Annotated in this window: 18 protein-coding genes; 6 read left to right on the top strand and 12 right to left on the bottom strand. The window is 65.4% G+C overall.

Features of this window, described 5'->3' with window-relative positions; all coding sequences use genetic code 11:
* Nucleotides 1–141: 141 nt before the first annotated feature.
* The 3 genes from V7D81_RS19450 to V7D81_RS19440 are packed head-to-tail and all read right to left on the bottom strand — an operon-like array spanning nt 142 to nt 4,360.
* Nucleotides 142–1,473, bottom strand: a complete 1,332-nt coding sequence (locus V7D81_RS19450; protein WP_324319379.1) for a DUF1552 domain-containing protein — start codon at nt 1,471–1,473, stop codon at nt 142–144.
* Nucleotides 1,470–3,188, bottom strand: coding sequence for a DUF1592 domain-containing protein (locus V7D81_RS19445; RefSeq protein ID WP_324319377.1), 1,719 nt, complete (start codon nt 3,186–3,188; stop codon nt 1,470–1,472). Before V7D81_RS19445 ends, V7D81_RS19450 begins: the two co-directional genes overlap by 4 nt.
* Entirely contained in the window at nt 3,185–4,360 is a 1,176-nt protein-coding gene (locus V7D81_RS19440; protein ID WP_324319375.1) for a hypothetical protein, read from the bottom strand. Before V7D81_RS19440 ends, V7D81_RS19445 begins: the two co-directional genes overlap by 4 nt.
* A gap of 191 nt (nt 4,361–4,551) precedes the next feature.
* Between V7D81_RS19440 and V7D81_RS19435 the strand changes: the two genes are divergently transcribed.
* Both V7D81_RS19435 and V7D81_RS19430 read left to right on the top strand, forming a co-directional pair.
* Complete coding sequence (locus tag V7D81_RS19435; RefSeq protein ID WP_324319373.1) at nt 4,552–5,226, top strand: TetR/AcrR family transcriptional regulator; 675 nt, start codon at nt 4,552–4,554, stop codon at nt 5,224–5,226.
* On the top strand, nt 5,226–6,497 hold the full coding sequence (locus V7D81_RS19430; protein ID WP_324319371.1) for a cytochrome c: 1,272 nt from the start codon (nt 5,226–5,228) through the stop codon (nt 6,495–6,497). The genes V7D81_RS19435 and V7D81_RS19430 overlap by 1 nt, the downstream gene beginning before the upstream one ends.
* Here V7D81_RS19430 and V7D81_RS19425 read toward each other — a convergent pair.
* The 3 genes from V7D81_RS19425 to V7D81_RS19415 are packed head-to-tail and all read right to left on the bottom strand — an operon-like array spanning nt 6,466 to nt 10,644.
* Entirely contained in the window at nt 6,466–8,220 is a 1,755-nt protein-coding gene (locus tag V7D81_RS19425) for an NADPH-dependent assimilatory sulfite reductase hemoprotein subunit (RefSeq protein ID WP_324319369.1), read from the bottom strand. The two genes, V7D81_RS19430 and V7D81_RS19425, sit on opposite strands and share 32 nt — an antisense overlap.
* Nucleotides 8,220–9,992, bottom strand: a complete 1,773-nt coding sequence (locus V7D81_RS19420) for an assimilatory sulfite reductase (NADPH) flavoprotein subunit (protein ID WP_324319367.1) — start codon at nt 9,990–9,992, stop codon at nt 8,220–8,222. Before V7D81_RS19420 ends, V7D81_RS19425 begins: the two co-directional genes overlap by 1 nt.
* 19 nt (nt 9,993–10,011) lie before the next feature.
* Nucleotides 10,012–10,644, bottom strand: coding sequence for a peroxiredoxin (locus tag V7D81_RS19415; protein ID WP_324319365.1), 633 nt, complete (start codon nt 10,642–10,644; stop codon nt 10,012–10,014).
* A 176-nt stretch (nt 10,645–10,820) separates the two neighbouring features.
* Here V7D81_RS19415 and V7D81_RS19410 point away from each other — a divergent pair, with 176 nt between their 5' ends.
* Complete coding sequence (locus tag V7D81_RS19410; RefSeq protein WP_324319364.1) at nt 10,821–11,243, top strand: MarR family winged helix-turn-helix transcriptional regulator; 423 nt, start codon at nt 10,821–10,823, stop codon at nt 11,241–11,243.
* Nucleotides 11,244–11,273: 30 nt separating this feature from the next.
* Here the strand turns inward: V7D81_RS19410 and V7D81_RS19405 are convergent, their stop codons facing one another.
* From V7D81_RS19405 to V7D81_RS19380, 6 genes are all read right to left on the bottom strand, one after another.
* Nucleotides 11,274–13,976, bottom strand: a complete 2,703-nt coding sequence (locus V7D81_RS19405; protein ID WP_324319362.1) for a xanthine dehydrogenase family protein molybdopterin-binding subunit — start codon at nt 13,974–13,976, stop codon at nt 11,274–11,276.
* Complete coding sequence (locus V7D81_RS19400) at nt 13,973–14,458, bottom strand: (2Fe-2S)-binding protein (RefSeq protein WP_324319360.1); 486 nt, start codon at nt 14,456–14,458, stop codon at nt 13,973–13,975. Before V7D81_RS19400 ends, V7D81_RS19405 begins: the two co-directional genes overlap by 4 nt.
* The gene (locus V7D81_RS19395; protein WP_324319358.1) at nt 14,455–15,324 is read right to left on the bottom strand and encodes an FAD binding domain-containing protein; all 870 of its coding nucleotides are present in this window, start codon (nt 15,322–15,324) and stop codon (nt 14,455–14,457) included. The genes V7D81_RS19400 and V7D81_RS19395 overlap by 4 nt, the downstream gene beginning before the upstream one ends.
* Nucleotides 15,321–16,058: a CoxG family protein gene (locus tag V7D81_RS19390; protein WP_324319357.1), complete on the bottom strand. Its 738-nt coding sequence runs from the start codon at nt 16,056–16,058 to the stop codon at nt 15,321–15,323. The genes V7D81_RS19395 and V7D81_RS19390 overlap by 4 nt, the downstream gene beginning before the upstream one ends.
* Nucleotides 16,059–16,187: 129 nt before the next feature.
* Entirely contained in the window at nt 16,188–17,441 is a 1,254-nt protein-coding gene (locus tag V7D81_RS19385; protein WP_324319355.1) for a hypothetical protein, read from the bottom strand.
* A 67-nt stretch (nt 17,442–17,508) separates the two neighbouring features.
* Nucleotides 17,509–18,771: an amidohydrolase family protein gene (locus V7D81_RS19380; RefSeq protein WP_324319353.1), complete on the bottom strand. Its 1,263-nt coding sequence runs from the start codon at nt 18,769–18,771 to the stop codon at nt 17,509–17,511.
* A 258-nt stretch (nt 18,772–19,029) separates the two neighbouring features.
* On the opposite strand from V7D81_RS19380, the gene V7D81_RS19375 reads away from it, so the two are divergent.
* The 3 genes from V7D81_RS19375 (at nt 19,030) to V7D81_RS19365 (ending at nt 20,818) form a co-directional block, all read left to right on the top strand.
* Nucleotides 19,030–19,563: a nuclear transport factor 2 family protein gene (locus tag V7D81_RS19375; protein WP_324319351.1), complete on the top strand. Its 534-nt coding sequence runs from the start codon at nt 19,030–19,032 to the stop codon at nt 19,561–19,563.
* Between the two features lie 183 nt (nt 19,564–19,746).
* The gene (locus V7D81_RS19370; protein ID WP_324319350.1) at nt 19,747–20,298 is read left to right on the top strand and encodes a hypothetical protein; all 552 of its coding nucleotides are present in this window, start codon (nt 19,747–19,749) and stop codon (nt 20,296–20,298) included.
* 1 nt (nt 20,299) lies between these two features.
* Nucleotides 20,300–20,818, top strand: coding sequence for a HEAT repeat domain-containing protein (locus tag V7D81_RS19365; protein WP_324319348.1), 519 nt, complete (start codon nt 20,300–20,302; stop codon nt 20,816–20,818).
* Nucleotides 20,819–20,953 lie beyond the last annotated feature (135 nt).

Here is a 20,953-nt window from a genome sequence, read left to right as displayed (position 1 = left end):
ACGGGGCGATATGATATACAGTGTTTCACATCTCCCGCCAGCGTTCTTGCGGGTTGCGCCGCATCAGGGGGTCGCCTCCGACTGTGGGGCCGGCTTTAGCCGGCCTGAAGAATGTCAGGCTAAAGCCTGACCTACAGGGCGTTACGCCAGCAGATCGGTCACCGTGCGGTTCGTATCCATCGACAGCGCGCCCCAGCGATCCACCTGCAGGCCCATCGCCTGTTGCACCGTCAACCCGATGCGCGTGATGGGATCGGCCTTGCCGTCGAGATGGAAACCGGTGCGAACACGACCGCCCGCGTTGCCAGCGATCATCACGGGAATGCCTTCGACGGCATGCGCCTTGGCGATCGAGCAATCCGAATGCGCCAGCACCAGGCAGTGATCGAGCAGCGTGCCGTCGCCTTCGGGAATACCCGCAAGTTCGTCGAGGAACTCACGCCACGCGATCATGCTGCGCGTCGCGAACCACGCGTGCTCCTTCTGGTAACCCAGTTGCGGATCGACCGGCTCCTCGTGCGTGAGCGTGTGATGCGTCGTGGTCGAACCGGCGCGGCGCAGATTGGACGCGGTATCGGACAGCAGCACATTGAACACGCGGGTCTGATTGCACTGCAGCGCCTTCGCCAGCAGCCCCGCCATGAGCCTGTGCGTCACCATCACATGATCCATTTCCGAATCCAGCACGAAGCCGCTCGGCTCCTTCGGCATGGTGAAGTTCTGTACCGGCGCCGGCGGTTCGAGTTGCAATGCCAGCTGCTGTTCGAGCTGGCGCAGCGACGAGAAGTACTCATCGAGACGGCGGCGATCCTCCGCACCGACTTCACGCATCAGCCGGGCACGATCTTCCTGCACTGCCGACAGCACGCTCTGGCGCGCCATGGTACGCGGATCGGGCTTGAACTCGGCCGCGTTGGGATCCTGGAATCCGTCGACGAAGATGCGCCGGTACAGCGCGAGCGGCGACATCTCGCTGGGATTCGGCGAACCCGCGGCGCGATACGAATACGAACGGTCGATGCCTGCAGTGCTGACTTCGATCGACTGGAAGCGCGTGCCCTTGCCGATCTGATCGCTGATCAGCACATCGAGCGTCGGCGCCTTGACGATTTCATTCGGCACCGGCACGCCGGTGCGCAGACCCAGGCAACCCGTGATGTGCGGCTTGTTGGCGACGCCGTCGAGCTTCACGTCGAAACCGCTGAGAATCGCGAGCCGGTCGCGATACGGTTCGAGCGGCTTGAGATCTTCGGGCATGGCATAGCCGGCACCGGTCGCCGTCGGAATCCATTTCTCCGGAATGAAGCCGCAGCCCCAGATCCAGGTGCCGAAGCGCGTCGGGATGCGCTGGCCCGTGGCCGCCATCGCCTGGCCGCTGTCGTTCAGGAAACAGTCGAGGTATGGCAAGGCGACGCCGACGACGGCGCCGCGCACGAGTCCTCGCAATACGCTGCGGCGGGTGAACTTGCTCATGAACGATCTCCTGACTGCAGCGCGACCTGTGCGAGTTCGTGTCTGGCTTCTGCGGCCGGCGGCGAAATGGCAAAGAAGTTCTCGCTCAGCGCGATGGTGCGCATGAGATCGGGAACGCGGAAGTCATGCGTCGCGAAAGCCTTGTTGAGATAATCCATGTACGGGCGCTCTTCCATCTCGGTATCGCGCCCCACGGCGTAGCGATAGATCTTCTCCACGAGACAGCGCGGCGTTTCCGGATGATCGTGCAGCGCCTGACCCAGGCCTTCGGGCGTCGTGAAATCGATGCCGTCGAGCGAACCGCTCGGATCGATGCGCGCTTCATTCTCGGTGGTGCGATAGGTGCCGAGCCCGTCGTAGTTCTCGAGCGTAAGACCCAGCGGATCCATGATCTTGTGACAGCCGGCGCAGGAGGGATTCGTGCGATGCACTTCGAGGCGGTCGCGCGCCGTCGGCATGCCCGCATTCACTTCCTGGATCACGGAGAAATTGACGTTGGGCGGCGGATCCGGCACTTCCTGGCACAGGAACAGCTCGCGCATCGCCTTGCCGCGCAGGGTCGGCGACGACTGGCCCGGATGCGAATACAGCGCGAGGAATGCGACGTGCGACTGGATGCCGGCGCGATGACTGCTTTCCGGGAAGACGCTCTTCTCCCAGCCATTGCGTGTCGGCACCGGCACGCGATACACGATGCCGAGCGCACGAGTGAGGTGAGCCGCGCGCGTCGTGAACAGATCGCGATAGTCGCCCTCCTGTTCGATCAGCAGATCGGTGATGGTCCGCAGCGTCTGCTCCTTCGCATCCGCCGCCACGGTGGAATTGAAGGCCGGATAGACGACGGAGTCTTTCGCAAGATCGCCGAACTTGTCGAACTGCAGCATGTCGTCGAAGAACGCGCGCACGGCCGGCTCGAACAGCGGCGAGGCGATCAGGCGATCGACCTGTCGCTGCAGTCCCTTCTTCGTATCGAGTTCGTCCGCGCCGGCGGCACGCAGCAGCTCCCTGTCGGGCGCCGAATTGGTCAGGAAGTAGCTCAGGCGCGTGGCCTTCGACCACGCATCGAGTTCGCGAGGCTCATCAGCATCCGTGACCGGCTTCGTGCGTTCGATGCGCAGCAGGAATTCCGGGGAGACCATCATGCCGGCGAGCGCGAGTTCCACGCCGGCGTAGAAATCGCCGAGACGTTCCTGGCCCGATTGCGCCCTCTTCACGAAGCCCGCGCTCTCCTCTTCCGTCAGCGGGCGGCGGAACAGCAGCGGCCCGTACTCGTCGACGACGCGACGTGCACAGGCCGCATCGAACGCTGCATTCGCCGCAGGCCTGCAGGGGACGAGTCGGTCGCGGTTCTTCTCGTCGATGACCGCGGCGGCGATGCCGAGCGCCGCCGCGTCGTACTGCTCGACGCTGAAGGGCGACATGCCCGCTTCGCTGGTACCGACGGCGACCAGCCCCTCGGCGCGCAGGCCACGCTCGAAGCGCGCCGGAATGGTGATGTCGGGGCCGAAGATCGCGGCAATGGTCGTGCGGTACTCCGCTTCGGTCAGCCGGCGCATCACTGCCGGGCCGCCGACGGCGTCCGGTTCGCGCAGCGAATCGCCGCAGCCGCTCAGCAGACCGAGCGCAAGCAGCAGTGCTCCTGTTCCCCTTCCCCGCTTGCGAGGGAGGACCAGGGAGGGGGCATGCCCTGCGATTCGCGCGTCGATCGGACTCATTGCTTTGCAGGCGCCTTGTCGACCAGCCTGTCGTTCACGCTGCCCGTCGCCACATCGACGACGAATGCGGGGATCGCAGCGATGCGGTACTGGGTCGAGATGGACGTGCAGCGCCCGTTCGCGTCCGGATCGCCATCCGCGTAGTCGTACAGCGCGTAGTACGCACCGGGACAGGTGTAGCCGAGCACGCGCGCCGCGCCATTGCCCGTACCGAGCCGCAGCGGCAACGGTCCCGGTTCGCCCTTGGCGTTCTTGCCATTGCGATAACCGAACTGGTAGTCGTACATCGTTTCCACCGGCGTGTAGCCGGCGAGATAGCCGCTCAGCGAGCCGTCCTGCGCGATCGTGACCTGCAGGCGCGCGTGATTCATCGCGCGCTCCATGTGCAGGCTGTTGGTGATGGTGTGGAAGCGCACGTCGACCGGCTCCGTCGTCAGCACGCCGTCCTCGATGCGGCCGCGCGTCTTCGCCCGGAAGCGCGGATCCTGATCCATTGCGTACGTGGCATAGGGCAGCGGCACACGCGCGGGACTCAGCTGGATCGGATCGGCATTCGCATGGATGCCGACTTCCACGCTGTCGTCGTTGCGGATGTCGTCGACCCCGTCGAGCGAGATGAGGATGCCCCACGCGCCCGTGAGCATCTCGATGGCGTAGCCGTTCGACTGTCCGGTGGACTGATACGAGCGGCTGCAGCCGACGACGCGCGCGAATTGATTGTCGACGCCGCGCTGACCCTGCTTGCCGACCGCATCCTGGTGCGGACAGGACTGCGGCGTGGATGCATCGGCACGCGAATCGACGCCGTCGATGTCGATGCCATCGATGGGAATGCTCGTCGACCTGAGGGTGCGGAAATTCGGATCGGGCGCGGCGGCCTCCGGATTCATGCAGACGTTCTGGCCATCGGGCGCGGTCGAGAGTTTCTTGCCGCCGTCGTTCAGGCGCCTGGCATACGCCTCGTCCGATTCACCCTTGCGCCGCCTGCCTTCGGCGGTCAGCGCGAAGATTTCCTCGACGTTGCGCGACATGCCCTGCGGACACGCGCCGGTTTTCTCCGCATCGTCGGCGAGCGCGTACTTGATGTCGGACACGACGAATCCTGCGCGGCCGTTCTCGATGAACGGCGCATCGGCGCGGGTCGCAAAAGACAGGAACAGCGCTGCGGGCACGACAAGCAATCCTGCCGGACCCTTTGCCCGCTGCATCGAAGCAAAGCGCTGCATCGCACCCCCTGTCATCGACGGCAGTGTCATGCCGCATTGCACGAAACATCTGCCGTCCTGTCGTGCCGATGGACATTACTAACACCCGTGTTAGCATGTCAAACATTACTTTCTAAGGTGTGAGTAACGATACGCCTATGGGCCGACCCTTCACTGCCTCGGACGATCAGATCCTCGATGCCGCAAGAACGGTGATCAGCCGCCGCGGTCCGGATGCGTTTTCGATCGCGGAAGTCGCGAATGAAGTCGGCCTGTCGCGTGCCGCGATCATCCTGCGGTTCAAGAGCACGCACGCGCTGAAAGTGGCGTCGCTGAACGACATGGTGCGGCAGTTCGCTGCGATCCTGGCGACGCTGCCGCAGACACCGGGCGGCGACAACCTGCTGCGTGTCGCCGCCTTCATTGGCGGTCACATGGGCAGCCGCGAAAGCAGCGTGCGTTTCTTCGCCAACCTCTACGGCTCCAGCGTGCAGGATCGCGAACTCCTCCAGCTGGAACGCAATCGCGGCGCAGCGCTGGATGCGGCGATCTCGAAGGTCATGCCCGAGACGTCCGTGACCCGCGAGTCCGCCGTACTTGCCTTTCGCGCACACCTGACCGGAACGATCACGGCCTGGCTCACGACCGACGATCCCGATTCGCGCAGCTACCTGGTGATGCGCACCGCCGAATGGTTGCGGCTGGCGCAGATCGGATTCAGCGATGAAGTCGTGAAGGAACTCTGTTCGCCGCCGGCGACGGCGACAGTGAAGCCCGCCCGCCGCACGCGAACGGCGCGGACGGCCACCGGCACCCGTCGCCGGAAAGCCTGATGTCGCCTCCCGCGCGTCGACTCGCCGCGGCTGCAGCAGTGATCGTTCTCTGCACCGGCGTCATCGGCGCCGGGCTGTTGCGGCCCGGACCTGCCGCGTCGCCGCCCGATATCGCAACGCTCGATGCATCGCCCGAACGCGGCGCGTACCTGGCGACCGCCAGCAACTGCCGCACCTGCCACACGACGAACGATGGCCAGCCGTTCGCCGGGGGCGTGCGATTCCAGACGCCTTTCGGCGTGCTGTATTCGACCAACGTCACCATGGACGAGGCGACCGGCATCGGCCGCTGGTCGTTCGAGGATTTCTACGCTTCGATGAAGCACGGCGTGCGTCCGGACGGTACGCAGTTGTATCCCGCGTTTCCCTATCCTTCGTTCGCGAAGCTGACCGATGCCGACATCGCTTCGCTGTACCTCTACATGAAGACGGTCGAGCCGGTGAATGCGCCGGCCCGCGAGAACGAACTGGATTTTCCGTACAATCTGCGCTCCGGCCTGCGCGCCTGGAATCGCCTGTTCCATGACCCGGGTGCCTTCGTCGCAGATCCTGCGCGCTCGCCGGAATGGAATCGCGGCGCCTATCTCGTCCAGGGGCCGGTGCATTGCGGCGCCTGTCACTCGCCTCGCAACTTCCTCGGCGCCGAACGCGAAGAACTCGCGCTGACCGGCGGCACGTTCATCGACCGGGTCAGCGAGGGCAAGTATCGCCAGTGGTCGGCCGTGAATCTCACGTCTGCGAAACGCGGACTCGCCGCCTGGAGCCTCGACGAAATCGTCGCCTATCTGAAGGACGGCGAAAGCGCACGCGCCGTCGTACACGGACCGATGACCGAAGTCGTCATGAATTCCACGCGACATCTCGAAGACACCGACGTGCGCGCCATCGCGACCTACCTGAAGGAACTGCCGGCACTCGATGCCTCGAGCGGCAAGAACGCCGACCACGAACAGCTAGCCGCGGGCGAAGTCGCCTACACCGTCCACTGCGGCACGTGCCATCTGCCGACCGGCCTCGGCGACGAAGTCATGGGCGTGACGCTGGCCGGCAACGCGATCGTGCAGGCGAACGATCCCGCATCGCTCATCAACGTGGTGCTGTACGGCCCGCACCTGCCGCCGCCGCCCTTCGTTTCCGATCGCACGCGCATGAAGCCGTTCGGCAAGCGCCTGTCCGATGAGGACATCGCGAACCTCACGACCTACCTGCGCGCCAGCTTCGGCAACGACGCGGGTGTCGTCACTGCCGCGCAGGTGAAGCGCCAGCGCTGAGGATGCGCTGGAAGTTTCGGCCCTCGAGCATGGCCGGCACTTCACCGCTGCGGACGACGAAGTCGCCGAACGACTCGCCGTCCTGCCGCCCTACCCCATAGCGCTCGAACAGCGGGCGCAGCGCTTCCAGAATCTGCGTCTCGCCGATGTTCTCGCGATACAGCGTGTTCAACCGGTCGCCCCGCGGCGTGCCGCCGAGATACACGTTGTACTTGCCCGGCGCCTTGCCGACGAAGCCGATCTCGGCAAGAAAAGGCCGCGAGCAGCCATTCGGACAGCCGCTCATGCGGATCGTGATCGCCGTGCCCGCCAGCCCCGTCTCGTTCATGAGCGCATCGAGTTTCTTCGTCAGCGACGGCAGGTAACGTTCGCTCTCTGCCATCGCCAGCGCACAGGTCGGCAGCGCCACGCAGGCCATCGAGTTCCGTTCCAGGACGCTGACCGCGGAAGGCGCATCCACGCCGTGATCGCGCAGGATCGCGTCGATCTGCGCCCGTTGATTCCCGGCGACACCGGCAACGGTGAGATTCTGGTTGGTCGTCAGCGCGAACACGCCGGCATGCCGCGCCGCGACTTCACGCAGCGCGGTCATGAGACGTACCTGCGGCGTATCGGCGACGCGGCCGTTGCGAATGAACAGCGTGTAGTGCCAGCGACCGTCCTCGCCCTGATGCCAGCCATGGCGATCGCCATTGCTGGTGAACGCGAAGGCACGCGCCGGTTCGAGCCTCTTGCCGCGACGCCGCGCCAGTTCTTCGCGGAACCAGTCGACGCCGCGATCTTCGATCGTGTACTTGAAGCGTGCATGCGCGCGGTCGCGCCGATCGCCGAAATCGCGCTGGATGCACATCGTGTGCTCGGCCACTTCGATGATGTCGGCGGCGCGGCAGAATCCGGCGAGCGTGCTGAGCCGGGGAAACGTGGCGGGCGCCTTGTGAGTCATGCCCATGCCGCCGCCGACCAGCACGTTGTAGCCGACGATCCCGCCCTCTTCGACGATCGCCACGAATCCCAGGTCGTGGGCATGGACGTCGATATCGTTCGACGGCGGAACGGCAATCGCGATCTTGAACTTGCGGGGCAGGTACGTCGGGCCGTAGAGCGGCTCCTCGTTCCCGGGAAGCGGATCCGTACCGGGCTGCTGCAACAACAGTTCGCGATAGGCCGCCGTGCGTGGCATCAGATGCCGGCTGAGCCGGTCGGCGGTCGCCGTCACTTCGGCATGCGCGCGCGACAGCAGCGGATTGGCGGTGCTGATCACGTTGCGATTGTCGTCGCCGCACGCTGCGATCGTGTCGAGCCCAGCAGCGGCGATGCCCTGGATGTGTCGCGGCAGGTTGTGCTTGCGCACGCCGTGGAACTGGAAAGTCTGGCGCGTCGTCAGTCGCAGCATGCCATTGGCCGTCGCGCGCGCCTGTGCGTCGAGCGCCAGCCATTGTTGCGGCGTGCAGACCCCGCCCGGCAGACGCACGCGCACCATGAACTGGTAGTCCGGTTCGAGCCGCGAGAGGCGGCGTTCCTCGCGCAGGTCGCGGTCGTCCTGCTGGTAGATGCCGAAGAACTTGGTCAGCAGCGAATCATCGTGATCGATGCTGGCGCTGGCCGGTTCGCGCAGGCTCGATTCGAGCGTGCCGCGCAGGAAGCGGCTGCGGTGCTTGAGGGCTTCGTTCGAGTGCAGCTCTTCGAGCGGGCGGGACAGATCGTTCTTGCGGCTGGCATCCATCAGTAGACATCTTTCTGGTAGCGACGCTCGCGCTGCAGCGTCAGCAGGAACTCGTCCGCCGCTTCCGCATCGAGTGCGCCATGGGTCCGGACCACCTCGTGCAGGGCGGCGTGCACGTCGGGCGCCATCTGCTGGGCATCGCCGCACACATATATATGAGCGCCGTCGCGCAGCCAGGCGTACAGGTCGGCGCCCTGTTCGCGGATCCGCTGCTGGACGTAGACCTTGTCGCCGCCATCGCGCGAGAACGCGACGTCGAGACGATGCAGCACGCCGCGACGCCGCCAGTCGAGCCATTCCGTCTGGTACAGGAAATCGCTGCGCAGCGTGCGATCGCCGAAGAACAGCCAGTTCCTTCCGCGCGCGCCGAGCGTTTCGCGTTCGGCGAGAAAGGCGCGGAACGGCGCAACGCCCGTGCCCGGCCCGATCATGACGATGGGCGCTTCCGGATTCGCGGGCAGCCGGAAGGCTGCGTTGCGGTGCGGATAGATCGCGATACGCGCATCCGCATCCGTCGCCTCGCCGAGCAACGACGACACGACACCGCGACGCCCCCGGCCGTTGGACTCGTAGTTCACGATCCGGACGGTGAGATGCACTTCGTCCGGTGTCGCCTTCGGACTCGAAGCCACGGAATACAGTCGCGGCGCCAGCGGTCGCAGGATCTGCACGAAATCCGCGACGCCGACATCGCGCAGCGGATAGCCGGCAATCAGATCGATGAGATGAAGCCCCTGCAACGAGGTCTCCGGCAGTTTCGACTGCTTCGTCAGCGAGGCATAGCGTTCGACCAGCGAACGGTTCAACAAGCCGATATCGAAATGCTCGAGCAGCGCCGATCGCAGCGAGCTGTCGGCACCGTTCACCGTGACCGGGGTCTCGGCATCGAACGGCAGCAGTTCGAGCAGCGAATCGACTTCGGCTGCGTGATTGCGCGGCACCACGCCGAAGGCATCGCCCGGCTCGTAATGAATGCCCGCGCCTTCGATCGAGAGTTCGATGTGGCGCACGTCCTTGGTGGAGTCGCGCGCCGTCAGCCGGATGTTCGCCAGCACCGGCGCCTGCCACGGGTTCTTGCGCGTATACGCTGTCGCAACGGAAGCGCTCGTGCGTGCGACCGGCGTGACGCTGGCACTGTCGACAGGTCTCGATGCCAGCCGCGACACCGTCGTCGCGATCCATTCGTCCGCGGCCTGCTGAAAATCGACGTCGCATTCGACCCGATCGCGCAGCCGCTGCGCGCCGAGCGTTTCGAGCTGGGCATCGAAGCGCCGGCCGGTTTCGCAGAACTTCTCGTAGCTCGAGTCGCCGAGCGCCAGTACCGCGTATTTCAGATGAGCGAGTTTCGGGCCCTTGCGTCCGTGCAGCAGGTCATACAGCGGCCGGGCGCGATCCGGCGGATCGCCCTCGCCGTGGGTGCTGACGATGACCAGCAGGTGCTGCGCCTCTTCCAGATGCGTCTTGCGACAGTCGAGCATGTCGAGCGCGAGACTGCTCACGCCCATCGCGGTGAGCGCATCCGCCAGACGTTTCGCCAGCGATTCGCAGTTGCCGCTCTGCGAACCGTACAGGATCGTCGCCACCGGCCGTGCATCGGGTGCCGCGACCGCCGTCGGTGCGGATGCGGCGTTGAGCGTGCCGAGCAGGTAGCCGCTCAGCCAGGCGCGCTGCGCCGCATCGAGCCGGCCGACGAGACGTTGCACCTCGTCGGCCAGGGCGCGGTCGAACGGAACGGTCGTGTTCGCCACGTCCACGGTCGCGGGCTCGCTCATGACGCCAGGCAGCTCGCGATTACGAGGGCTGCCGCGTCACGCGCAGATACGGACGCTGTTCGTGCCAGCCATTCGGAAACAGCTTGCGGGCGTCGTCGTTCGACAGCGACGGCACGATGATCACGTCCTGACCCGGCTTCCAGTTCACGGGCGTCGCCACCTTGTGGTTGTCCGTGAGCTGCAGCGAATCGATGACGCGCAGGATCTCGTCGAAGTTGCGGCCGGTGCTGGCCGGATAGGTGATCGTGGCACGCACTTTCTTCGCGGGATCGATGATGAACACCGAGCGCACGGTGAAGGTGTTGTCGGCCTTCGGATGCAGCATGCCGTAGAGGTTGGCCACTGCGCGGTCGGCATCGCCGATGATCGGAAAGCGCGGGCGCGCGCCCTGCGTCGCTTCGATGTCGTCCGCCCAGCGCTCATGATCGGTGATGGAGTCGACCGACAGGCCGATCACCTTGACGCCGCGCTCTTCGAACTGCGGACGCAGGCGCTCCGTATAGCCGAGTTCGGTCGTGCAGACCGGCGTGAAATCCCTGGGATGCGAGAACAGCACGCTCCAGTGCGACCCGAGCCACTCGTGGAAACGGATGCGGCCGATGGTGGTGTTGGCTTCGAAATCCGGAGCGGTATCGCCGATCTGCAAGCTCATGAGGCCTCCCTTCAGGGTGTTGTCGGTGGCAATTGGCAAGGGCCCGAACCATAACACCTCACAACGTGATACAAATCCAACGAATCGTTTTGAGGCCATGCAGAACGGGCATGAGGTGCCACGGCGGCGCCTGCGCTGGTACCTTTGCGGCCTCGCAACGCAGGAAGGACCATCGCATGGCGGACAGATCCGCGGTCGGCAAGCGGCAGTACGAAGCGCTGGCGGCATTCCGCTACGAGCTGCGGCGTTACCTGCGCCACAGCGAGGAAATGACGCGGCGCCACGGCATGACGCCGCTGCAATACCAGCTGTTGCTGCACGTGAAAGGATTTCCCGGCCGGGAATATGCGTCGGTGACGGAACTGGCCGAACGTCTGCAGGCCAAGCATCACGGGGTCGTCGCGCTCGTGACGCGCAGCGAGGCCGCCGGCCTGGTCGAGCGACGCATCAGCCCGGACGACCGGCGACTGGTTCACGTCTATCTGACGGCGCGGGGCGAACAGAAGCTGGCGAAGCTGGCGGACCTGCACCGGCGCGAGCTGCTGCAGCTGCAGGGAAGGTTTACGGTGCCGGATGCGGCGGTGTTGCAGGAGAAGTGATCGCCGCCGGCCAGTCGTCATCCCTGCGCATCACATGCGCTGTCCCGTCACCTTCGCCGTGCCGAAGATGCCCAGCTTCGCCTTGCCCGAGATCGCATCGCCGTCGACGACCAGGTCGTACTTCAGCGTGATCGGCATGGGTTTCTTCACCTTCATCTCCCAGTGGAGCTGACTGTCGGTGACCGTACCCTCGAAATCCATCGCGCCTTCGGGGCTTTCGAGCGAACCGCGCAGCACGCTGCCTTCGGTGGTGAAGCGGCCGACCATGTCCTGCGGTCCCATCGGCGTGGCGAGCACCATCTTCCAGGCACCGTCGATGCGTGCCGGAGCCGACGGCGCCGGCTGAGGAGGCGGTGCAGCTTCCTGCACGACCGGAGGCGCAACTGGCGCAGCCTGCACCACCGTCTCCGCCGACTTGCCGGCGATGGGCCGGCCTTCGATGACTTCGAGAATCTTCGCCGGCGTCAGCGGCAGTTCGAGCGGCGGCGCGCCGAACGGTGCGAGCGCATCGGCGATGGCATTGAACAGCGTCGGCGGACCGATGATGGCGCCACCCTCGCCCACGCCGCGAAAACCGCCTTCTGATTTCGAGGGCGTGCACGCGTGCAGGAATTCGAACTCGGGCACGTCGGCGATCGTCGGCAGCAGGTAGTCCTTGTAAGTTACGGCGAGCGGATTGCCGCGCGAGTCGTAGCCCGCTTCTTCCAGCAGCACGGTGCCGATCGCCTGCGTGAGTCCGCCTGCGATCTGACCTTCGACGACGGCGGGATTGATGATGGTTCCGCAGTCCTCGCTCGACAGCCAGCGCCGGATCCTGACGAATCCGGTGTCGGGATCGATCTCGACGATGCAGGCGTGCGCTGCGCTGGTGAACGTCATCGGCGGCGGATCGTAGCGATACTGCGCTTCGAGCCCCGATTCCATGCCCGGCGGCAGGCGCGACGGCTCGCCGTAAGCGATCTCCGCGATCTGACGCAGGCTGCGCGTCCTGTCGGCCGCACCGGCGACGCGGATCGTGCCCTCCTCGATCGTGATGCCGTCGACATCGGCATCGAGCAGGTGCGCCGCGATGCGCTTTACCTTCTCGCGCAGGATCGCCGCCGCCCTGCGCGAGGCGCCGCCGCCGATGACACCCTGCCGGCTGCCCGCGGCGCCCGGCCCGAAACCGCCGCGCGAACTGTCGCCTTCGAATACGGCAACGTCTTCGTACGCAACACCGAGCTGGTCCGCGATCACCTGCGCCATCGTGCTTTCGGTACCGTGCCCCTGCGAATGCGTACTCATCAGCGCCGTCACCTTGCCGGTCGGCTCGATGCGGATGTGCGCGAGTTCGCCGGTCATGGGCGCGATGGAACCGGCCGCGCCCGTCGGCTCGACGTAGGCTGCAATGCCGAGCCCGAGGTAGCGTCCCTCCTTTCGCGCTGCTGCCTGTTCGGCACGAAAGGCAGGCACGTCGAGCGTTTCGAGCAGCTCGTCGAGGCACTCCGCCGGCGTGATGTCTTCGAGCGGAATGCCGAGCGGCGTCGTGCAGGGCTGATCCGCCTTCGTGATGAGATTGCGGCGCCGCAGTTCGACGGGATCGATTCCCAGTTCGCGTGCCGCGATGTCGAGCAGCGTTTCACGCGCCAGCGATTCCATCGCCCACGGCCCGCGATAGGCGCCGAGCCCGACCGTGTTCGAGAACCAGCCGCGCGTATGAAAACCGGGATGCGGCATCCTGTACGCCGCCCACATGAACAGGTGTACGGCGATGTTGGCGTCCGCGCCCTGCGGATAGGCGCCGTTGTTGAGGCTGTAGTCGGAATGGGCCGCGAGCATCCGTCCGTCGCGGTCGAGCGCCAGACGAACGGTGATCTCCTGTTCGCGCGCCTGATTCGCCGCGACGAAATTTTCCCAGCGATCCTCGATCCACTTGAGCGGACGGCCGAGCAGCATCGCACCGACGATCGTCGACATCTCCTCGCGCCAGGGATGATTCTTGAGCCCGAAGGAACCGCCGACGTCCTTGGCGATGACGCGGACGTTCAGTGTCGGCTGATCGAGCGCCAGCGACAGATAGCGCGCCACCAGGTGCGGGCTCTGGCAGGTGATGTAGACGAGCAGTTCCTCGCCCTGCCGGGTCACCACGACGCCGCGCGTTTCCATCGGCGACTGCGAGATACGCTGGTGACGTATCGTGCGGGTCAGCAGGTACGGCGCCTTCGACAACCTCTCTTCGAGTTCATCGTCCTGCTCGTTGCCCATCGCAGCGGCGACATTGGAATCCGTGCCCGCATGGACTGGCGGCCCGCGCATCGCATCGGCGATGGTGACGACGGGATCCAGTTCTTCGTAATCGACGTTCACCAGACTCGCGGCGTCCTCGGCGAGATAGCGATCCTGCGCCACGACCATGACCACGGGGTCGCCGACGTAGGCGACCGTGCCTCGCGCCAGCAGCGGTACCGGCGGTTCGCACGGCGGCGCGAAATAGAAGCTCAGCAGTTTGGCGGGAATGCGGTCGAGATCCTCCACGGTGAAGACGGCAAGTACGCCGGGCGATTCACGCGCGACCGACGTGTCGATCGAACGGATGCGTCCGCGCGCGATCGGGCTGCGCACGAAAGCGACGTGCAGCATGCCGGGCAGCACGATGTCATCGACGAACGTGCCGCGGCCCGTGAGGAGCCGCCCGTCCTCCTTGCGCGGCAGACGCCTGCCGATCATGCCGGCGTGCGATTCCGCCTGACTCATGATCGTTCGGTCCCGCCGTCGCTCGCCAGCTTGCGCGCGGCGCGGCGAATGCCCTGATAACCGGTACACCGGCACACATGGCCCGACAGGGCGTCGAGCAGCCCTTCGGCGTCCGGTTTGTCGGGACCGGACGTCAGCGCTGCGAACGTCATCACCACGCCCGGCGTACAGAAGCCGCATTGCAGTGCATGCTCGTCGCGCATCGCCTGCTGCACGGGATGCAGCGAACCGTCGACCGGCGCGAGCCCTTCGACGGTCGTGATCGCAGAACCGTCGGCCTGCACGGCCAGCATCAGACACGAACGCACGGCGAGTCCGTCGACGATCACCGTGCAGGCGCCGCACACGCCGTGTTCGCAACCGACGTGCACACCGGTATAGCCGGCATCGATGCGCAGAAAATCGCTCAGCGTCTTGCGGCCTTCGACCGTCGTCTGTTGCCGGCGGCCATTGATCGTCACGTCGATCCGGTGTTCGCTCATGCCGCGTTTCTCACATCGAGGGCGTCGCTCAGGGTGCGGGCGAAGATGCGCCGGCCGACGGTACGTCGATACTCGGCAGACGCATGACGGTCGTCGAAGGGCTCGGTGTCCGCGACCGCGAGTTCGGCGATGGCTCGCACGTCGAGTCCCGCCAGCGACTGGCCGATCAGTGCCTGCTCCGCCTGGCGCGCCTTCATCGGCGTCGGACCCATGCCGAACCAGGCGAGTCCTGCGCGGCTGATGCGCCCGCTGTCGAAAGCGAGCGAACCCACCAGTCCGATCAGCGCGAAATCGCCGGGGCGCTGCGCGACTTCGCGAAAGACGGGAATCGCATCGGCGGCCCCGTCGGGAAACTCGATCGAGGTGATCAGCTCGTCCGGTTCGAGCGATGTGGCATAGGGTCCGAGGTAGAGATCTTCGGCGCGGATGCGTCGTACGCCGCGCACGGATCGCGCTTCGACCGATGCACCGAGCGCAACGGCTGTGGCCGGCAGTTCGGCCGCGGGTTCGCCGAGCGCGATCGATCCGCCGACGGTGCCGCGATTGCGCGTCTGGTGATGACCCACGTGCTGCGTCGCCGTGACCAGCACCGGCAATGTCTGGCGCAGCGTGGTGTCGGCAATGGCTTCGTTCTGGCGCAGGATCGGGCCGATGCGCGTCGCGCCGTTCGCCCGACTCACGCCCTTCAGGCTCGCGATGCGGTTGATGTCGACCAGAATGAATGGCTGGCTCATGCGCAATGCCAGCAGCGGCAGCAGCGTCTGGCCGCCGGCGAGCACCGTCGCGCCGCCGCCGGCTTCGGCAAGCAAGGCGCACGCCTCATCGACCGTCTTCGGCGCGTAGTAGTCGAACGGCGCTGGCTTCATCGCCCGTCCCCCGATCGTTTGTCTGCGCGCAGCAGGCGTTCGAGCAACGCGGCATCGAGCACGATCTGCGGCGCAGCGCTGCGACGACCGAACTCGAACCCTGCTGCGGCGACGATGACGATCAGAAGGCCGATCGCCATGCCCATCCAGTCCGAACCGCCACTGCCCTGCGAGCGGCCGACGAAGAATCCCACCATTGCCGACACGGCGAGCGCGAGAATCCAGGCGATCGGCAGGCCGCGAGAAGCGGCTGGCGCCGCAGATACGGACGCCGACGGCGTCGCGACGGTGGCAGTGCCGGTGAGCAGTTCGCCGAACTTCCTGAAGAACCTGCCCGCGAACTGTTTAGCGGTCGCATCGATCAACGGTCCGCCGAGTTGTGCCAGCCGGCCGCCGACCGTCGCGTCGACTTCGTAGGCAAGCACCGTGACGCTGCCTTCCTCGGCGAGCCGCACCTTGATACTCGTCTTCGCCGAACCCACGGTGCCGCCCTGCCCCTCGCCAGTCAGCGTGTAGCTGCGCGGCGCATCGATATCGGAGAGCGCGACGACGCCGTTGAAGCGCGCACCGATGGGACCGATCTTCACTTCGACGACGGCGCGCAGCCGCTCGGCGGATTCCTTCTCCAGCGACTGACATCCGGGGATGCATTGCCTCAGCACCTCCGGGTCATTGAGGGCTTCCCACACCCGGCCTCGCGGAGCGGCGATGCGCTCCTCTCCTGTCATTCTCATTCGTCGGCCCCCGCACTTGTGCAACACGATGTTTCATTACTGGATGGGGAATTGTCAACCGAAGACCGCGGAAAGAGGGCCGCGAAAGACCGCAAAAAAGAATCGTTTTCGGAAGAGATCCTCATTCCTTTATGCGGTCTTTTGCGGCCCTCCTCCCTCTCCGATCCCCGCCAGCACCCGATCCAGGCCCGCCGCGAAATCGTGCGTCTGCCACAGATGCAGGAACATCGTCGAGATGTGCAGCTGGGCACGCGCCGCTTCGCTGGTACGAAACACGGGATCGCGCTGACTCGATGCCGTCGCGGCAGCCGGCAGACGCGACAGGACTTTCGCCGGCGCTTCCATGAGCCAGGCGAGACCCATCGTTGCGACGTACAGGTCCATGTGCAGCCGCAGATCGGCAGTGGCCAGCGACGGCCCGCCGTTCGCGCGCAACTCCGTGACGAACAGATCGAGCAGTTCGTCGAAGTGCTCGTCCCACAACTCCTGGTGCGCAGCGCTCAGCGCGCCCCACAGCGCATAGGCGACATTCATCTGGCGCACGCGGCCCCAGTCCATCAGGCCGCACTGCATCGTTCCCGACGCATCGCGCCAGAACCAGGCGTTGTCGATGTTGGCGTTCCAGTGACACAGCGCGATGAAGTCGCGATCGGATTGCAGGAAACGCTTGATCGTCGTCTCGTGCTGCAGGAAGCGACCGACCTCGCGCTCCATGCGCGCAAAGAATGCCGGCGTCAGCGAAGACGGCACCAGTTGCGGATACGTTGCGGCGAACTGCGCATAGCCGCGGATCAGTTCGCGCAGCCGCGGTCCGTCATGGCGGATCGGATCCGAGGCCGCCGCAGCCTGCGCATCGAAAGGAAAGCGCGCTTCGACCTCCGCCGACAGCCGTGCGGACTTGTGTGTCGCCGCGAGCTGCGCGAGTGCGGCAACGATGGCGCGATAGCGCGCGAGCGGATCCTCCAGATCATGATCGAGACACTTCGGCTGATGCGGCTCGATCCCGTCGACACCGAATGCGATCTGCTGCGTGATCAGCAGCCCCGTGCCGGACTCGTGCTCGTAGTCGGCGAAATAGGCGACCGGCACGCGGATCGGAAATCCAGGCAGGCGCGACAGCGGCGCAAAGCGGACCTCGGCTTCCATCTCGTACCGGCCCCGGTCACGCAGGGGGTTGGTGAAGTCGCGCGAGAACTTCACGAACAGGTCCGTGTGCAGGTCGGGGGCAGGTTGCGCGTATTCCACCGCCAGGAAGAACTTCTGGCCGGTGCTGCCGCCGGGACATTCCTCCAGCCGCACGATGCGCGTGACGCTGTTCGTCGCTGCAATCGAACCGAAGGAGCGGAATGCCTCGGTGAGGAAGCCGGCGCCGAGTGCACGCAATGCGTCGCCATGCGCGGGAATGGCGAGACCGAAGGCATCGCCGCGAAAATCAGACCAGGGGCATCCCTCAGAACGGCAGGTTGTACAGCTTGACCGCATTCGTCTCGAGGACGCGCTTGCGCACGCTCTCATCGTAGCCGCCGAGCGTTTCGATGATGTGTTCCTGCACGCCGGGATACAGCGACGTCGGATGCGGGAAGTCCGTCTCGAAGACGACCTTGTCGAAACCGATCGTTTCGAGCAGCAGCTTCGGGCCGACGCTTTCGAACCAGTACGTCACCCAGAAGTGATCCTTGAAGTACTGCCACGGGCGGCGCTGCAGGATCTTCGACTTGCTCGGCAGCATCTCGTTGAACTGGTGTTCGAGCGCTTCGAGCGCGAACGGCACCCAGCCGAGGCCGCTTTCGATGAGGCCGATCTTGAGTTTCGGATGACGATCGAGACGGCCGCTGACAATCCAGTTGCCCAGCGTCGCCGCATTGCAGATCGAGAACATGGTCGCGACCACCGACAGCGTCTGTTCGAACGCGAAGCCTTCCCAGGTCAGCGCCGTCGGATCGATGGCGGCATTGAGATGGAAGTTGATCGGCAGGCCCGCCTCGGACGTCATCTCCAGGAACGGCGTCCAGTAGTCGTGCACGTACGAGGGAATGCGCAGGCGTTCCGGCGTATCGGGCAGCACGAAGCCCTTGAGACCCATGTCGATGCAGCGGCGTGCTTCGGCTTCCATCGCCGCCTGATCCCACAGCGGTAGATGCGCCATCGTGAACAGGCGCTGTCCCGATTCCTGCTGACGTTCCGCCGCGGCGTCGTTGTAGATCCTGATCACGGTGAGCGCGAGTTCGGGATCGCCGAGCGACATCAGCGAGCCGGCCTGCGTCACGCCGGAGTTGTGGTAGCAGATCTGCGCGTAGACGCCCATGTCGTCCATCGCCTGCAGGCGCTGCTTCGTGTCGTATGCGGCCTTGTGGCCTTCATCGAGCGTCGGAAACGCGAGACGGCCGAGCAGCTTGTCGTTCTGCGTATTGATGACGTTGCCGCCGAGCGTGCCGAAATCGCGATCGCCCACGAACCAGCGATCGACGCCGTTGACGCGCCGCACGACCGGCACCTTGTCTTTCAGCCGCGCGGGCGCGCGCGAAGTGAACAGGTCAGGCGCTTCGGTGATGTGCGTATCGCAATCGACGATCCTGATGCCGGCGAAACTCGGATGCAGGCCCTTCGATGCGGCCGCGTAGTCCACCTTGCGCATCACACCGCCGGGCGTGTAGCCCTCGGCGGACCAATACTTGCGCGCTGAACTCGCAAGCTCTGCTTTGTCGTCAGCCATGGCTGCTCCTGTCTCGACCTGATCTGTTCACGGGGATTGTCCGCCCGCATCGCGGCATGTCGATACGAATGCTCCACGACAACCGTCCACTAAGGCAACCTCAGCTTTTTCGGGTTTTTCCCTGTAGGTCAGGCTTCAGCCTGACTCTTCAGCACATGCGTCGCCCCGAGTCGCGCTTCGCGACGGCTGGAGTCAAGTGACGCCCGGCGCGCTTTCCTAGACTCGCTTGCCGGACGGCACGATTCGAGGAAACCGCACATGAACGGCAACGATGAACTCAAGGCATTGCTCGAGCGCGAGCAGATCCGCGACTGTCTCCATCGTCTCGCCCGCGGCGAGGATCGTCGCGACGCCCGGTTGATCAGGAGTGCGTGCTGGCCGGATTCGACCATCGACTTCGGCATCTTCACGGGCGCGTTCGACAGGTATCTGGAATGGGTCGTCCCGGGTTCGCCGGCGATTGCAGTGACCCTGCACACGCTCGGACAGAGTTTCATCGAACTGGACGGCCGCATCGCCCGCGTCGAAACTCACGTCACTTCCTACCATCGCGTGAACATGGGTTCCGGGGAGCGCGACACCGTGATCGGCGGCCGCTATCTGGACCGTCTCGAAAAGCGAGGGAACGAATGGCGTATCGCCGGGCGTACGATGCTGTACGACTGGTTCCGCGATTTCGGTACGTCGGTCGACTGGTCGCAGGGCGTCATGGGCCTGCCCTTCACCGCCGATCGCTACACGGGACGCGCGGCAGGCGACTTCAGCGTGGAGTTCTTTGGAAACAGAGCATGAATCCCGACACGAAGATCGTACTTGCGACCGCATCATGAGCATCCGGCCCTACATCGAGATCGTGCTGGACGCCTGATCGACGATGCCAGCGGCCATCGCGCGGCTGAGCTGACTCCGGACAGCCAACTTCCTGTCACATTCCCGCAGTACGCTGTCGCGGTACAGGTGCCATGGGAAGACTCGATGCGGACGACACTGGTTGCTGTTCTGGTGCTGGCCATGCCACTGACGTGCCCGGCCGATCCGTTGCATGCGGTCGGCGACGATGGCACCTATCGTCACGAGGACAGCGGCTGGCTGTTCCTCACCCGGATCGCTGCCTTCGAGCGGACCGGTACGCCCTACACCATCGACGGCAACGCCGACGCAGGCGCGCACTACATCAGCCGCGATTCCGCGACCGGGCTCGTCGTCGTCGATGTGTTCGCGCGGGAATCGTTTGCCGGGGATGCGACGCTCGCCGGCGCAAAGCAGTCTGCGCAGACAGCGGCCGGCGGGCAATCTTCCGCACAGGCCGAAGAGATCCTGCAACTGGCCACCGGTATCCAGTTCGTGAAGATCACGTACAGGTCGGCGGACAAGGCTCCCGTCTGTCTGTACTTCGCCGAAAAGAAGCCGTGGACCGTGAAGATTCTCGCCACCGGCGTGGACAGCGATGCGGCGGTCGACAGCTTCGTGCGAGCCCTTCCCTGGGGAACGCTGGGAAGCGACACGCGCGATCTGCACGGCGGCTGAGATGCTGCGTCCTTCTGTCGTCCTGGTGGCGGCGGCGTGTGTCGCCATCAGCGTGGTATTGCTGAGCCTCAACCGGCCCGGCGAAGTGGGCAAGCCAGCCGCTTCGACCCTCATCTCCCCGCCCGCGGCACTTCCCGAACAACCGGAACCTGCCGAAGTCCACGCTCCATTGCCGACAACCGAAATCGACGACGTCCGCGCCGTCGACGTACTCCACGGCGATACGCAGTCGCCGGATGCGCGGACGCGTGCCGATGCGATCGCCGAGCTGTCCCGTTCAACCGACCCGCGCGCCGTAGGCGTGCTGCGGCGCGTGCTCGACGACGGCGATCCGCAGGTGGATCAGCCGCTCGCGTTGCAGTCGCTGCAGAAGCTGGCCCTGGAACGCGGCGATGAAGACGGCGCGATCCGCGATGCGCTGCGCTACACGGTCTATCACGCGACCGACGAGTCGGTTACGCAGACCGCGCAGCTCATGCTCGAAGACCTCGACGCGCGGCTGGCGTCCGCCGCGCGCTGAGGCCCAATGGCACTGCATGAAGGGTTCTCTGCGTTGCGCGCCTCTGGTCTGATCCCCTCCTCCGCGAAGCGGGGGCCTCTTACTGTGGGGCCGGCTTCAGCCGGCCTCTTTTCAGAAGTCAGGCTGAAGCCTGAC

It is taken from the genome of Povalibacter sp., assembly GCF_036735925.1.
Taxonomy (GTDB): domain Bacteria; phylum Pseudomonadota; class Gammaproteobacteria; order Steroidobacterales; family Steroidobacteraceae; genus Steroidobacter.
The sequence above is the reverse complement of the archived record's forward strand: the minus strand, read 5'-3'. Positions and strand labels throughout refer to the sequence as shown.